Source organism: Labrys sp. (in: a-proteobacteria) (assembly GCF_047605565.1).
Taxonomy (GTDB): Bacteria; Pseudomonadota; Alphaproteobacteria; order Rhizobiales; family Labraceae; genus Labrys; species Labrys neptuniae.
In genome coordinates this window covers 26,222-39,193 of the sequence record NZ_JASGFM010000039.1, presented here as the reverse complement: position 1 = coordinate 39,193, position 12,972 = coordinate 26,222, and the positions used below count along the sequence as shown (strand labels likewise).

The 12,972-nt window shown below is 65.2% G+C and carries 10 protein-coding genes; 7 read left to right on the top strand and 3 right to left on the bottom strand.

The features are described 5' to 3' along the window. Positions 1-269 precede the first annotated feature (269 nt). The 5 genes from QM672_RS26125 (at position 270) to QM672_RS26105 (ending at position 5,372) form a co-directional block, all read left to right on the top strand. Positions 270-854 (top strand): cob(I)yrinic acid a,c-diamide adenosyltransferase, encoded by a 585-nt coding sequence (locus tag QM672_RS26125; RefSeq protein WP_311935749.1) that lies wholly within the window; start codon positions 270-272, stop codon positions 852-854. 138 nt (positions 855-992) lie between these two features. Further along, a complete protein-coding gene (locus QM672_RS26120; RefSeq protein ID WP_415086105.1) occupies positions 993-2,186 on the top strand; it encodes a lytic murein transglycosylase in 1,194 nt (397 codons plus the stop codon). 113 nt (positions 2,187-2,299) lie between these two features. Next, on the top strand, positions 2,300-2,809 hold the full coding sequence (irrA, locus tag QM672_RS26115; RefSeq protein WP_311935754.1) for an iron response transcriptional regulator IrrA: 510 nt from the start codon (positions 2,300-2,302) through the stop codon (positions 2,807-2,809). Between the two features lie 136 nt (positions 2,810-2,945). Next, on the top strand, positions 2,946-3,803 hold the full coding sequence (locus tag QM672_RS26110) for a LysR family transcriptional regulator (RefSeq protein WP_367625962.1): 858 nt from the start codon (positions 2,946-2,948) through the stop codon (positions 3,801-3,803). 174 nt (positions 3,804-3,977) lie between these two features. Then, on the top strand, positions 3,978-5,372 hold the full coding sequence (locus QM672_RS26105) for an amidohydrolase family protein (protein ID WP_415086102.1): 1,395 nt from the start codon (positions 3,978-3,980) through the stop codon (positions 5,370-5,372). A 52-nt stretch (positions 5,373-5,424) separates the two neighbouring features. Here QM672_RS26105 and QM672_RS26100 read toward each other — a convergent pair whose 3' ends face one another. Next, on the bottom strand, positions 5,425-7,092 hold the full coding sequence (locus QM672_RS26100) for an amidohydrolase (protein ID WP_415086100.1): 1,668 nt from the start codon (positions 7,090-7,092) through the stop codon (positions 5,425-5,427). 119 nt (positions 7,093-7,211) lie between these two features. Continuing rightward, positions 7,212-8,441 (bottom strand): YbfB/YjiJ family MFS transporter, encoded by a 1,230-nt coding sequence (locus tag QM672_RS26095; RefSeq protein ID WP_415086098.1) that lies wholly within the window; start codon positions 8,439-8,441, stop codon positions 7,212-7,214. 123 nt (positions 8,442-8,564) lie between these two features. Between QM672_RS26095 and QM672_RS26090 the strand changes: the two genes are divergently transcribed. Beyond that, the gene (locus tag QM672_RS26090; RefSeq protein WP_415086096.1) at positions 8,565-9,446 is read left to right on the top strand and encodes a LysR family transcriptional regulator; all 882 of its coding nucleotides are present in this window, start codon (positions 8,565-8,567) and stop codon (positions 9,444-9,446) included. Positions 9,447-9,516: 70 nt separating this feature from the next. On the opposite strand, the gene QM672_RS26085 is transcribed toward QM672_RS26090, so the two are convergent. After that, positions 9,517-9,804, bottom strand: a complete 288-nt coding sequence (locus QM672_RS26085) for a hypothetical protein (RefSeq protein WP_311935771.1) — start codon at positions 9,802-9,804, stop codon at positions 9,517-9,519. A gap of 384 nt (positions 9,805-10,188) precedes the next feature. Between QM672_RS26085 and acnA the strand changes: the two genes are divergently transcribed. Next, positions 10,189-12,870: an aconitate hydratase AcnA gene (gene acnA / locus QM672_RS26080; protein WP_311935775.1), complete on the top strand. Its 2,682-nt coding sequence runs from the start codon at positions 10,189-10,191 to the stop codon at positions 12,868-12,870. The last annotated feature ends 102 nt before the right edge of the window (positions 12,871-12,972 follow it).

Below are 12,972 nucleotides of genomic sequence, written 5' to 3'. Positions count from 1 at the left end.
CCGCCGCATGGCCTATCCCGGTCAATGGCATCGCGCCATGGGTGCCATAAACCTTCCTGCGTTTACCTTTGAGTTACATCCGGCCCCTAGGGTCCGCCCGTCCGGTGCCTGTTGGGGATAACGTGGTGCCGGCACAAGGCCCGGCCGGATGCTCTCCTGGCCGGGCCACTAGAGGCATTTCAGCCTCTCCGCTTCCCGGCCCCTGGATTGCGTCGCTGCTCCGGCAATGACAATGATCCCTGAAAGCCAAACAAACTCGGGCAAGCGCAATGGTTCGTCTCAACAAGATCTACACCCGTACCGGCGACGACGGTTCCACCGGGCTCGGCACCGGCGAGCGCCGTTCCAAGGCCGATCTGAGGGTCGAGGCCTATGGCACGGTCGACGAGGCGAATGCCGTGATCGGCCTTGCCCGCCAGCACAGCGCCCGCGAGGACGCCGATGTCGACGCCATGCTCGCCCGCATCCAGAACGATCTGTTCGATCTCGGCGCCGATCTGTGCACGCCCGAGGGCGGCGAGAAGGAAATCACCTGGACGCCGTTGCGCATCGTACAGGCCCAGGTCGACCGGCTGGAGCAGGAAATAGACGCCATGAATGCCGACCTCGCGCCGCTGAAGAGTTTCGTGCTGCCGGGCGGCACGCCCTGCGCCAGCCATTTGCACATGGCGCGTACCGTCAGCAGGCGAGCAGAACGCGTGATGGTGGCGCTGTCGCAATCGGTGGGCGAACTGGTCTCCGCCGAGGCGCTGGCCTATGTCAACCGCCTCTCCGACCATCTGTTCGTGGCCAGCCGCTACCTCAACCACAAGGCCAGCGGCGACGTGCTCTGGGTGCCTGGTGCGAACAGGTGAGCTCCCCGCCCCCGAGAGGGGCGAAGGCATTTGCGTGATCTCCCGTCACGTCCACGCAATCATTGCGCGTAATTAATCCGAACCCACCCCATTTCGGCCGGTTTGGCCATCTTTCATTTACCTTGATGAATCATGATCATGGCCATGAAAAAGACAGTCGTGTCCGCCCTTGCGCTGCTCGCCCTCTCCGCTTTGCCGGCGTCGGCCGCCTCCTTCCAACAGTGCCTTTCCGCCATCGGCGCGCGCGCCGGCGCGGCGGGAGTGTCGTCATCGGTTATCAACCGGCAGTTCAGCGGCCTGCAGCCGGACATGACCGTGATCGACGCGATGAACAAGCAGCCCGAGTTCAAGACACCGATCTGGGACTACATGGCCTCGCTGGTCGACGCGCAACGCGTGGCCGACGGCAAGCAGATGCTGTCCAGATATGGCTCGGTGCTCTCGGGCGTGCAGCGGCGCTACGGCGTCGACCCGGCGGTAGTGGTCGCGGTCTGGGGCGTCGAGTCCAATTATGGCGAGAGCAAGGGCACGCGCCCGCTGGTGCAGTCGCTGGCCACGCTTTCCTGCTATGCGGGCCGCCGGCAGGGCTATTTCCAGGGTGAGCTCATCGCCACGCTGAAGATCATCCAGCGCGGCGACGTCAATCCCGATCATCTCGTCGGTTCCTGGGCCGGCGCCTTCGGCAACACCCAGTTCATGCCCTCGACCTTCCTGCGCCTGGCCGTGGATGGTGACGGCGATGGTCGCCGCGACGTGGTCGATTCCGTGCCTGATGCGCTCGCCTCCACCGCCAACTACCTGGCCCGTTCCGGCTGGACCTCCGGCACGCGCTGGGGCTATGAGGTGCGCCTGCCGCCCGGCTTCAAGGCGGGGCTAGCCGGCCGCACCAAGAAGCGCCCGCTCGGTTCCTGGGCCGCGATGGGCGTGACACGCATCGATGGTGCGCCGCTGCAGGGCGGCAATGCCCGGGCTGCGATCCTGTTGCCGGCCGGGCCGCAAGGGCCGGCCTTCGTGGTCTTCCGCAATTTCGATGCGATCTATTCCTACAATGCTGCCGAGTCTTATGCCCTGGCGATCGCCCATCTGTCGGACCGCATCCGGGGCGGCAGCCCCTTCGCGACGCCCTGGCCGACCGACGACCCTGGCCTGTCGCGGGCGCAGCGCAAGGAATTGCAGGCCCTGCTGGCCCGCAAGGGCTATGATATCGGCACGCCCGACGGCTCGATCGGCAACAAGACCATCCAGGCCATCCGCGACGTGCAGCGCCGGCTCGGCCTGCCGGTCACCGGCCACCCTGGGTTGAAGGTGCTGACCGCCCTGAAGCGCGGATGATCGCCAAAAAGCGCCATTTTTCCAGGGGCTAGTTGGCATCAGCCATTATGATGATTGCGTCTGCGGCATCACTTGCCCTAGAATGTCGCCGAGAAAAGTTGTAGAACCGCATCATGTCAGCGACCACAGTCATTCACTTCGATCGTTCCGCCAAGGCGGCCACGCCGGATGCATCGCCCTCGCGCGAGCTTCCCTCCCGCGACCACCAGCGCACGGGCTGCCCGTTCCATGACGTGCGTTCGATGCTGCGCGACGTCGGCTTGAGGCCCACCCGCCAGCGCCTGGCGCTGGGCTGGCTGCTGTTCCAGAAGGGCGATCGGCACATCACCGCCGAGATGCTGCATGACGAGGCCTCCAAGGCCCGTGTGCCGGTCTCGCTCGCCACCGTCTACAACACGCTGCACCAGTTCACCGAAGTCGGTCTGCTGCGCGAATTCGCCGTGGACGGGTCGAAGACCTATTTCGACACCAATGTGCACGAGCACCATCATTATTTCGTCGAAGGCGACAATGAGGTGCTCGACATCCCCGGCGAGGTCAACATGGCCGAGATGCCGCAGGTGCCGGCAGGCTATGAAGTTGCGCGCGTCGACGTGATCGTGCGTCTGCGCCGCAAGGACTGAGGCACCCTCCATCGAGTTTGATGAAACGGCGCGGCTCGACCGCGCCGTTTTCTTTTGCACATCTTCGTTCCAAGCAATCGAGCCCACTGTGGTCTATTGTCGGGCGATCGAACCGAGGGGTGCCGGCGGTGGGCGCATGAATCGCTATCCGATGTTCAATCCGCAGCTGCTGAACAGCTTCGTGTCGGTATGCGACACCATGAGCTTTACCCGTGCCGCGGAGCGCGTATCCCTGTCGCAGTCCACCGTCAGCCAGCAGATCCGTCGGCTGGAGGAGATGCTCGGCAAACCGCTGTTCGAACGTTCCTCGCATCAGGTGCAGCTCACCGAGGAGGGGGTGAAGCTGCTGGGCTATGCCCGGCGCATCATCGCCCTCAACGAGGAGGCGCATGATGCCCTGACGGGCCTGTGGCGCGACGGCGTACTGCGGCTGGGCATGCCCGAGGATTATACTGTGCCCACCGCCGACCTGCTCGCTGTCTTCAGCCGGGAGCACCCGCATCTGCGGCTCGATGTCACCAGCGGCCTGAGCGCGGATCTGCATGCCGCCTATGGCCGCGAGGAACTCGACCTCATCCTGGTCAAGCAGCGCCGCAGCCAGCCGCCACGTGCTGCCCGGCCCGAACCCCTGCTATGGCTGGACAGCCTGGCCCATCCGGCCATCGAGCAGGCGCCGGTGCCGCTGGCGGTGTTCCCGCCCAATGGGCTCTATCGCGAGGAACTGTGCCAGGCCCTCGATGATCTCGGCCGACGCTGGCGGGTCGGCTACAGCAGTGCCAGCCTCGGAGCGCTCATGGCGGCGTCGGCCGCCGGCCTCGGCATCACCCTGCTGCCTGCCGGCTGCCGGCTGCCCAGCCATCGCATATTGGGGGAGGCCGAGGGATTGCAGCCGGTGACCGATTTCGAGCTGGCGCTGTATTTCCGCGACGGTGCTGTCGATGCCGTCGTCACCCTGGCAGAGCGGCTGATCACCTTCTGCGGGCTGGAGGCCTAGGGTGCGGAAATCGCCGCTCCCTTCTGCATGAAGATTGGCTATTCATTTGCGCTTCGTGGAGAGCCTCCATCATTGCTAAATCGAATGGTCAGCATTGGCAAATCTCGCTGCCATCGAGATTGGCTCTCCCGTAAATTGGGAGCCCAGACAACCGATCGAAGGCAGGAAACCACCGTGGAAAACCACCAGCAGCCAAGCCTCAGGGCGGTTCTCAGCCACAGCGGAAACCGCAGCGCCGCCTCGGCAGTCAGGGGCATGGCCGGTGCCAGCGCCGTGGCTGCGATGGCCGGCACCGGCCGCCCAGGCGGCGAAGCCGGTGCCACCACGCTGCGAGATCGCCATTATTATCTCCGCGACGTGCGGCTCGAAGAAGGCTTCGAGTATGACGGCGAGACGGTGATCGGCACCCGCACCGCGCTCTACACGCTGGAGATCAAGGACGGCAAGATCGCAGCCCTGCTTGCGGCCAACGCCGGGCTGGCCGACGGCCTGCCCCGTTACGGGGCGCATGGCCAGCTCCTGCTGCCGGCGATGCGCGACATGCACATCCATCTCGACAAGACTTTCTATGGCGGCCCCTGGCAGGCGCCGCGCCCGCGCCAAGGCAAGACCATCATGGACATGATCGCGCGGGAGCAGAAATTACTGCCCACGCTGTTGCCCGTCGCGCAGCAGCGTGCCGAGGGGCTGATCGCCCTGTTGCAGTCCAAGGGCAGCACGGTGGCGCGTGGCCATTGCAACATCGACCCGATCAGCGGCTTGAAGGCCCTGGAGCATGTGCAGCGGGCGCTGGAGAACCACCGAGGAGATTTCTCCTGCGAGATCGTCGCCTTCCCCCAGCACGGCCTGTTGCACTCCGGGGTCGAGGGGCTGTTGCGCGAGGCGATGACCATGGGTGCCGCCTATGTCGGTGGGCTCGACCCGACCAATGTCGATGGCACCATGGAAAAATCCCTCGACGCCATGTTCCAGATCGCTCTCGATGCCGGCAAGGGTGTCGACATTCACCTGCATGAGACCAGCCCGGCCGGCGTGGCGGCGATCAACTACATGGTCGATACGGTGGAGAAGAACGCAGCGCTCAAGGGCAAGGTTACCATCAGCCACGCCTTCGCGCTTAGCACGCTCTCGCCACAGGCATTGTCCGAACTCGCCACCCGCTTTGCCGCGCAGGGTATCGCCATCGCCTCGACGGTGCCGATCGGCAGCTTTGTGATGCCGCTGCCGCAACTCAGCGAGAAGGGCGTTTTCGTGATGACCGGCACGGACAGCGTGATCGATCATTGGTCGCCCTTCGGCAGCGGCGACATGCTGGAAAAGGCCAATCTCTACGCCCAGCTCTATGACGGCTCGGACGAGTTCCACCTCTCGCGCGCCTTGTCGATCGCTACCGGCGGCGTGCTGCCGCTGGACGACAGCGGCAAGCGCGCCTGGCCGAAGGCCGGCGACGAGGCGGGTTTCACCCTGGTTCCCGCCAGTTGCTCGGCCGAGGCGGTGGCCCGCATGCCTGCGCGTACGGCCACCTTCCAGCAGGGCCGCATGGTCTATGGCAGCGTCGGCCAGGCCTGAGGGCCTGAGCCGAAAGCAGCGTTCCTGCCCGACGGGGCCCCGATTTCGTCCCTCATCTTCCGGCAGGAAACACACGCCTGCCGCCGACCCAGGTCTCCGCGACTTTGGTCTTCCAGATCAACTGGGGATCGACGGCAAAGATGTCCTGGTCGACCAGGATGAAATCGGCCCATTTGCCCGGTTCGAGGCTGCCGAGGCTCTTCTCCTGGTGTGCGGCGTAGGCGGCATCCAGGGTGAAGGCGCGGAACGCTTCAACCCGCGTCATCGCCTGCTCGGCATGCCAGCCGGCGACGGGCTTGCCTTCGTGATCGGTGCGGTTGATAGCCGCGTGCAGGCCGAAGAACGGATTGGCCGATTCCACCGGAAAGTCCGAACCGCCGGCAATCACCGTGCCCTGGTTGAGCACAGTTCGCCAGGCATAGGCGCCGCGGATGCGCTCATGGCCGACCCTGTCTTCCGCCATGTTCATGTCGGAAGTGGCGTGGGTGGGTTGCATCGAGGCGACGAGGCCGAGGCTCTCGAGGCGGGGCAGGTCGGTGAGCGCCAGCACCTGGGCGTGCTCGATGCGGTTGCGCAGATCGCGCCCGCCCACTTCGGCGAAAGCGCCCTCGAAGGCGTCGAGCACTTCGCGATTGCCGGCATCGCCGATGGCGTGAACATTGACCTGGAAGCCGGCCTTCAGTGCCGTCTCGATATCGGCCTGCATCGCCTCGGGTTTCTTGAAAAGCAGGCCGCGATTGCCGGGATCGTCGCTATAGGGCTCGATCAGCGCAGCGCCGCGGCTGCCCAGCGCGCCGTCGGCATAGAGCTTGACACTGCGTACCGTCAACCGGTCCTGGCCATAGCCGAGCAGCGGGCCTCCAGCCGAGACTTTCTTGAAATCCTCGCCGACGCCGCCAACCATGGCGTAGATCCGAGCGGTGAGGCGGCCCTCGTCGGCGAACTTTCTGTAGACATCGATGTCGGCGGCCTCGACGCCGGCGTCATGCGCCCCTGTCAGGCCAAGCCTGGCCATATGAGCGAGGGCGGCGGTGAGATTGGCGGAGCGATCGGCCTCGGTCTTGGCCGGCAGCATCTTGACGACGAGGTCCATGGCCTTGTCGACCAGTACCCCGGTGGGATTGCCCTGCGCATCGCGTTCGAGGCGCCCGCCATCGGGATCCTTGGTGTCCCTGGTGATGCCGGCCAAGGCGAGCGTCTTCGAGTTGGCCCAGCCGGCATGGCCGTCGACCCGCTCGAGCCAGACCGGCCTGTCCTTCACCACGGCGTCGAGCTCGGCGGCGTTCGGAAAGCGCCCGAGCTTCCAGATCACCTGGTTCCAGCCGCTGCCACGAATCCAGGCCGCCTTGGGATTGGCCGCAGCATAGGCACTCACTTGCTTGAGGGCGGCCTTGAGACTGGCGGTCGAAGACAGATCGATCGTCGTCAGCGTTTCGCCGAGGCCGCCGACATGGCCATGCGCATCGATCAGGCCTGGCAGCATCACCTTGCCACGGCCGTCGCGTTTGACGGCACCTGCATGGGCCTTGACCAGTTCCTTGTGCGTGCCGGTGGCGATGACTTTGCCGTCTTCGCCGAAGACCAGAGCGTCGAAGCGGACGAGCTCGCCGTTGCGGACGGTATAGCCCTTGACGTTCTCGATCAGGACCGGCTCAGCCAGCACGGGCGTGGCCACCATGGTGGCGGCCGCAACGAGGGTCGCGAATCCGACCTTCCTCATACCCAGTTCCCCCCTGTACGATTCCCCTCGCGGGCATCATCGGCATGCAGCGGTGGGAGGTAAAGCTCCGGATGGGAAAGGATATGGCCGTGCCCGGCCGGTTCCCGATGCCACGGCGCTCAGCCTTGCCTGCCTTCGTTGCCAGGACGGCCAATGCCGTTGGCGACGAGATCGATCGCCAAAGCGAGGATCATCGCGGCCGCGCCGATCACGAAGAGCAGGCGGTAATTGCCGCCGCTCTGGGCGAAGAGGAAGGACAGGGCATAGGCGGCACCGGCCTGGAACAGGGCGAACCAAACCGTCGCCAGGCTCCAGGCCCGTTTTTGCTGGGCAGAGTGGTGCGGCAGGAGTTCGTGGATGCGGCCGATGACCAGCGGCACCGTGCCGGTGACGAAGGCACCCACGATCAGGCTCGAGCCGATCAGCCATGCCTGCCCGGCCATACCGGCAGGCAGCGCTACCGCGACGGCCTCGAGCAGGAAGGCCATGCGCAAGGCCGCGCCGAAGCCGATGCGATCGGCAAGGTGACCGGCCAGCAGAGGGCCGATGGTGGCGCCGATGCCGAAGATGATCCAATAGAGAGCGCCGACCTCGACGCCTTCACCCAATCCCCGCGCGACGAAATCGACCAGGAAGATCATGTGCGGCACCCAGCCGGCGGCATTGAGGGCGTATTCGGCATAAAGGGCACGCAGGCTTGCCGTTCGCGGGGCATGGCCGGACGCGGCGGGCCGGGCCATGGCATTCTCGCCGCGCGGCCAACCGCTCCAGGCGGTGGCCATCAGCAGTAGCGAGAGTGCACCGAGGCCAAGCCAGGCTTGCCGCAGTCCCTGCTGCAGGAGCAATGGCACCAGCGTGCCGGATGCGGCAATGCCCGCCCCGATCCCCATGAAGATGGCGCCGCCGGCAAGCCCCCGTCTTGCCGGTGCGATATGGGTGAGGACGGTTGGAGCTGCCAGGACCATCAGCACGCCACCCGCCAGCCCGGCGGCAAAGCGCCAGGCGAAGAACCAGGCAAAGCCGAACGGATAAGAGCAGGCGAAAAAGGTGAGGGTGGCCAGGGCCATCATGGCCCTGAGAGTGGCCACTGTCGAGAAACGCCCGGCCATCGGCCGGCCCATGAGGGCGCCGGCAAGATAGCCAGCCAGGTTGGCGGCGCCGAGATAGGCGGCCGTCGAGGCCTCGAACCAGCGCGCATCGACGATCGCGGGCAGCAGCGGCGTGTAGGCGAAGCGGGCAAGGCCGATGCCGATCAGGCTGGCACAGAAGGCGGACAGAATGGCCCTCCACAGATTGAGGCTGCCCTCCCGGGAATTCCCGCCACGGTCCAAGATGGTGGTGCCGGCCATTCGTCGACCCTCGATTGTCACGCTTGACGACCATACGAGCCTGTATCAATCTATAAAAACGAATATAAAAGATATGAGTTATCTCTTTTTAAGATTAGCCAATTGGTGGCGGATGCGACCGGCATGGACATATCCGATCTGAAGGTTTTCGAGGCCGTATCCCGGCTCGGCAGCATGAACCGGGCCGCCCAGGAGCTGAACACCGTCCAATCCAATGTGACGGCTCGCATCCGTACACTCGAACAGGACCTTGGCGTCAGCCTGTTCCAGCGCCATGCGCGCGGTGTCTCCACCACGCCGGCGGGGCAGCGGGTGCTGCCCTTTGTCAGCCGCATCGCCAGGCTGCTCGCGGATGCGCGAATGGCCGCGCAGGACGAGGGCGTGCCGAGTGGCGCCCTGTCGCTCGGCAGCCTGGAAACGACGGCGGCCCTGCGGCTGTCCGGCCTGCTCAGCCGGTTTGCCAAGGCCTACCCCGCCGTCCGGCTCGTCCTCGCCACCGGCACCACGCGCAAGCTCGTGGACGAGGTGCTGGCATGCCGCCTCGAAGGCGCCTTCGTTGCCGGCCCTGTCAGCCATCCGGAACTGAGCTGGCAGGTGGTCTTCCGGGAAGAACTCGTCCTCGTCACCGCGCGCAACCATCGCAGCATCGACGAACTGGCTGCGGTCGCGGATCTGAAGACGATCGTGTTCCAGATCGGTTGCTCCTATCGCCAGCGGCTCGAAGCCTTGCTGGCCGAGAGAGGAATCGTGACCGCAAGGCCGCTGGAATTCGGTTCGCTGGAAGCGATCATCAGCTGTGTCTCGGCCGGCGTCGGCGTCACCTTGTTGCCGAGAAGCGTCGTGGCTGGCACCTGGCAGGAGGGCAGGATCGCCATCCATGACCTCCCGCCCGGGCGATCCGAGGTCGATACGCTGTTCGTGCGCCGGGCGGATGGCTATGTTTCGAGCGCCCTGTCGGCCTTTCTCGACATGGCGCAAGCGAGCTTTGGCGCGAGCGGCACCTGAAGGCGCCGAGCCATGGACAATGTCGTAACGACCGTGAATACGGCAACGCTTCGACCGTCGTCCTCCGTTCCTAGAGCTTCAGCCAGTCGAGCGTGCCCAGGGAGACCAGGGTCGCAACCAGGATGGTGCCGGCATAGATCAGGCTGTGGCGCCAGCTCTGCAGCGGCGAGCGCTGGCGCAGCAAGGCGGGGCGCGCGAGAATGAAGGCGGCGATCAGCAACGCCACCACCAGGCCGCCATGCTGGATGCCGGTGGCCAGGTCATGCAGGATCACCATCGAGCAGATCAGCAGGGTCGGGAACCAGGCATGCCGGAACTCGGTGCGAAGCTTGGCGAGCAAGGGGGCAAAGGGCTGCATGATATCCTCAAGAGCAAACGTTCGGCCGCGTTCTGAAAGCTGAAGCTGGCGGAGTAGATGCCGATTGCGGCGCGAGCGTGCCGTGTCGATGGTCACACCGCGGAAATAGAGAGGAAACGCGGTGTTCTGCCCCGGAATCGGCCGGCAGCCTTAACAAAGCGTAAAAATCCGATCGATTTTTCTGCCGCTCCCGCCTCCTACCCGTCCGGTGGCAGACCCCGCGATCCGGGCATGGCAGACGTCGCCAAATAGGCAGTAGCGGCCTGACTGGAATCCTTCTATAAACGCACCATCCCGCGCCGCACAAATCGCCTCGCGAGCGCGAATTCCGCTGACCTATCATAGGCTTGGGGACGCTCCCCGGCCTTTTTCAGGGAACCTGCCATGGCCTCTCTCGACAGCTTCAAAGCCCGCAAGACACTTCAGGTGGGCTCGAAGACCTATACCTATTATTCCTTGAAGGCAGCGGAAGCGAACGGTCTTCCCGGCATTTCCGCCTTGCCGGTCTCCATGAAGGTCCTGCTCGAGAACCTCCTGCGCTTCGAGGATGGCCGCAGCGTTTCCAAGGGCGACATCGAAGCCATCGCCGCCTTCCTCACCAATCGCGGCAAGGCCGAGCGCGAGATCGCCTTCCGCCCCGCCCGCGTGCTGATGCAGGACTTCACCGGCGTGCCGGCCGTGGTGGACCTTGCCGCCATGCGTGACGCCATGAAGGCGCTGGGCGGCGATCCCACCCGCATCAACCCGCTGGTGCCGGTGGACCTGGTCATCGACCACTCCGTCGTCGTCGACTATTTCGGCAACAACGACGCCTTCAAGAACAATGTCGCCCGCGAATATGAACAGAACCAGGAGCGCTACCGCTTCCTGAAATGGGGCCAGTCGGCCTTCGACAATTTCCGCGTGGTGCCGCCGGGCACCGGCATCTGCCACCAGGTCAACCTGGAATATCTGGCTCAGACGGTGTGGACCAAGGAAGAGGACGGTGTCACCGTCGCCTATCCCGACACGCTGGTGGGCACCGACAGCCACACCACCATGGTCAACGGCCTGGGCGTGCTCGGCTGGGGCGTCGGCGGCATCGAGGCAGAGGCCTCCATGCTCGGCCAGCCCAATTCGATGCTGATCCCCGAAGTCATCGGCTTCCGCCTCACCGGCAAGCTGCCGGCCGGCGTCACCGCCACCGACCTCGTGCTCACCGTCACCCAGATGCTGCGCAAGAAGGGCGTGGTCGGCAAGTTCGTGGAGTTCTTCGGCCAGGGCCTCGACGCCATGACGCTGGAGGACAAGGCCACCATCGCCAACATGGCGCCGGAATATGGCGCGACCTGCGGCTTCTTCCCAGTCGATGCCGAGACGCTGCGCTATCTCGACAAGTCCGGCCGTGATGCCGACCGCATCGCGCTGGTCGAGGCCTATTCCAAGGAACAGGGCATGTTCCGCACCGCGGCGAGCTTCGATCCGGTGTTCACCGACATCCTCGAGCTCGATCTCGCCACCGTGCTGCCTTCGCTGGCCGGTCCCAAGCGCCCGCAGGACCGCGTCCTGCTCTCCGATGCCAAGGCCGGCTTCCTCGCCGCGCTGGAAGGCGAGTTCAAGAAGCCAGACGAGGCCGGCAAGACCCAGGCCGTCGCCGGCACCGACTATGGCATCGGCCACGGCGCGGTGACGATCGCTGCCATCACCTCCTGCACCAACACCTCCAATCCCTCCGTGCTGGTCGCGGCCGGCCTGCTCGCCCGCAAGGCGGCGGCCAAGGGCCTGAAGTCCAAGCCCTGGGTCAAGACCTCGCTCGCCCCGGGATCGCAGGTGGTGGAAGCCTATCTCAGCCAGTCCGGCCTGCAGAAGGACCTCGATGCCCTCGGCTTCAACCTGGTGGGCTTCGGCTGCACCACCTGCATCGGCAATTCGGGCCCGCTGCCCGAGCCGATCTCGGAGGCCGTCAACAAGGGTGACATCGTCGCCGCCGCGGTGCTCTCGGGCAACCGCAACTTCGAGGGCCGCGTCAATCCGGACGTCAAGGCCAACTATTTGGCCTCGCCCCCGCTGGTGGTCGCCTATGCGCTGGCCGGCTCCCTGCAGGTCGATCTCACGCTGGAGCCGCTCGGCACCGGCAGCGACGGCAAGCCCGTCTTCCTCGCCGACATCTGGCCCGATGGTGCCGAGATTCAGGCGGTGATCGACGAATTCGTCACCCAGGCGATGTTCAAGTCCAAATATGCGGACGTCTTCAAGGGCGACGAGAACTGGCAGAAGATCTCGGCCCCGGCCGGGCAGACCTATGCCTGGGACGAGCGTTCGACCTATGTGCAGAACCCACCCTATTTCGACGGTATGACCAAGACGCCGGTGCCGCCCACCGACGTGCACAAGGCCCGCGTCCTTGGCCTCTTCCTCGACTCGATCACCACCGACCACATCTCCCCGGCCGGTTCGATCAAGGCGGCGAGCCCGGCGGGCGAATATCTGCGCGACCATCAGGTCCGCCCGGTGGACTTCAACCAGTACGGCACCCGCCGCGGCAACCATCAGGTGATGATGCGCGGTACCTTCGCCAATATCCGCATCAAGAACCAGATGCTGCCGGGCATCGAAGGCGGCCTGTCCATCCATTATCCCGATGGCGTGGAAGCCCCGATCTATGACGTGGCCATGCGTTACAAGGCCGAGGGCGTGCCCCTGGTCGTGTTCGCCGGCAAGGAATACGGCACCGGTTCCTCGCGTGACTGGGCGGCCAAGGGCACCAAGCTGCTCGGCGTGCGCGCCGTGATCGCCCAGAGCTTCGAGCGTATCCACCGCTCCAACCTGGTCGGCATGGGCGTGGTGCCCTTCACCTTCGCCGAAGGCACCTCCTGGCAGACGCTGGGCCTGAAGGGCGACGAGACGGTGACGATCGAGGGTATCGAGACGATCAAGCCGCGCGCCACCATCGAGGCCGAGATCACCTTCGCCGACGGCAAGGTCGTCAAGGTGCCGCTGCTCTGCCGCATCGACACACTGGATGAGCTCGACTACTTCAAGAACGGCGGCATCCTGCAGTTCGTGCTGCGCAACCTGGCGGCATAATCCCGGGAGGGCGGGCCTCTCGACGGCATGTTTGCATGTCGCGGTATCCGCCCTCTTCCGGTATCCATGCATGGCGGTGTCTCCTGAGATCACCGCCTCGCT

Bases quoted from the DNA above. Each gene is read 5' to 3' on its own strand.
- QM672_RS26125 (WP_311935749.1), top strand. From the start codon at position 270: ATGGTTCGTCTCAACAAGATCTACACCCGTACCGGCGACGACGGTTCC.
- QM672_RS26120 (WP_415086105.1), top strand. From the start codon at position 993: ATGGCCATGAAAAAGACAGTCGTGTCCGCCCTTGCGCTGCTCGCCCTC.
- irrA (WP_311935754.1), top strand. From the start codon at position 2,300: ATGTCAGCGACCACAGTCATTCACTTCGATCGTTCCGCCAAGGCGGCC.
- QM672_RS26110 (WP_367625962.1), top strand. From the start codon at position 2,946: ATGAATCGCTATCCGATGTTCAATCCGCAGCTGCTGAACAGCTTCGTG.
- QM672_RS26100 (WP_415086100.1), bottom strand. From the start codon at position 7,092: ATGAGGAAGGTCGGATTCGCGACCCTCGTTGCGGCCGCCACCATGGTG.
- QM672_RS26095 (WP_415086098.1), bottom strand. From the start codon at position 8,441: ATGGCCGGCACCACCATCTTGGACCGTGGCGGGAATTCCCGGGAGGGC.
- QM672_RS26090 (WP_415086096.1), top strand. From the start codon at position 8,565: ATGGACATATCCGATCTGAAGGTTTTCGAGGCCGTATCCCGGCTCGGC.
- QM672_RS26085 (WP_311935771.1), bottom strand. From the start codon at position 9,804: ATGCAGCCCTTTGCCCCCTTGCTCGCCAAGCTTCGCACCGAGTTCCGG.
- acnA (WP_311935775.1), top strand. From the start codon at position 10,189: ATGGCCTCTCTCGACAGCTTCAAAGCCCGCAAGACACTTCAGGTGGGC.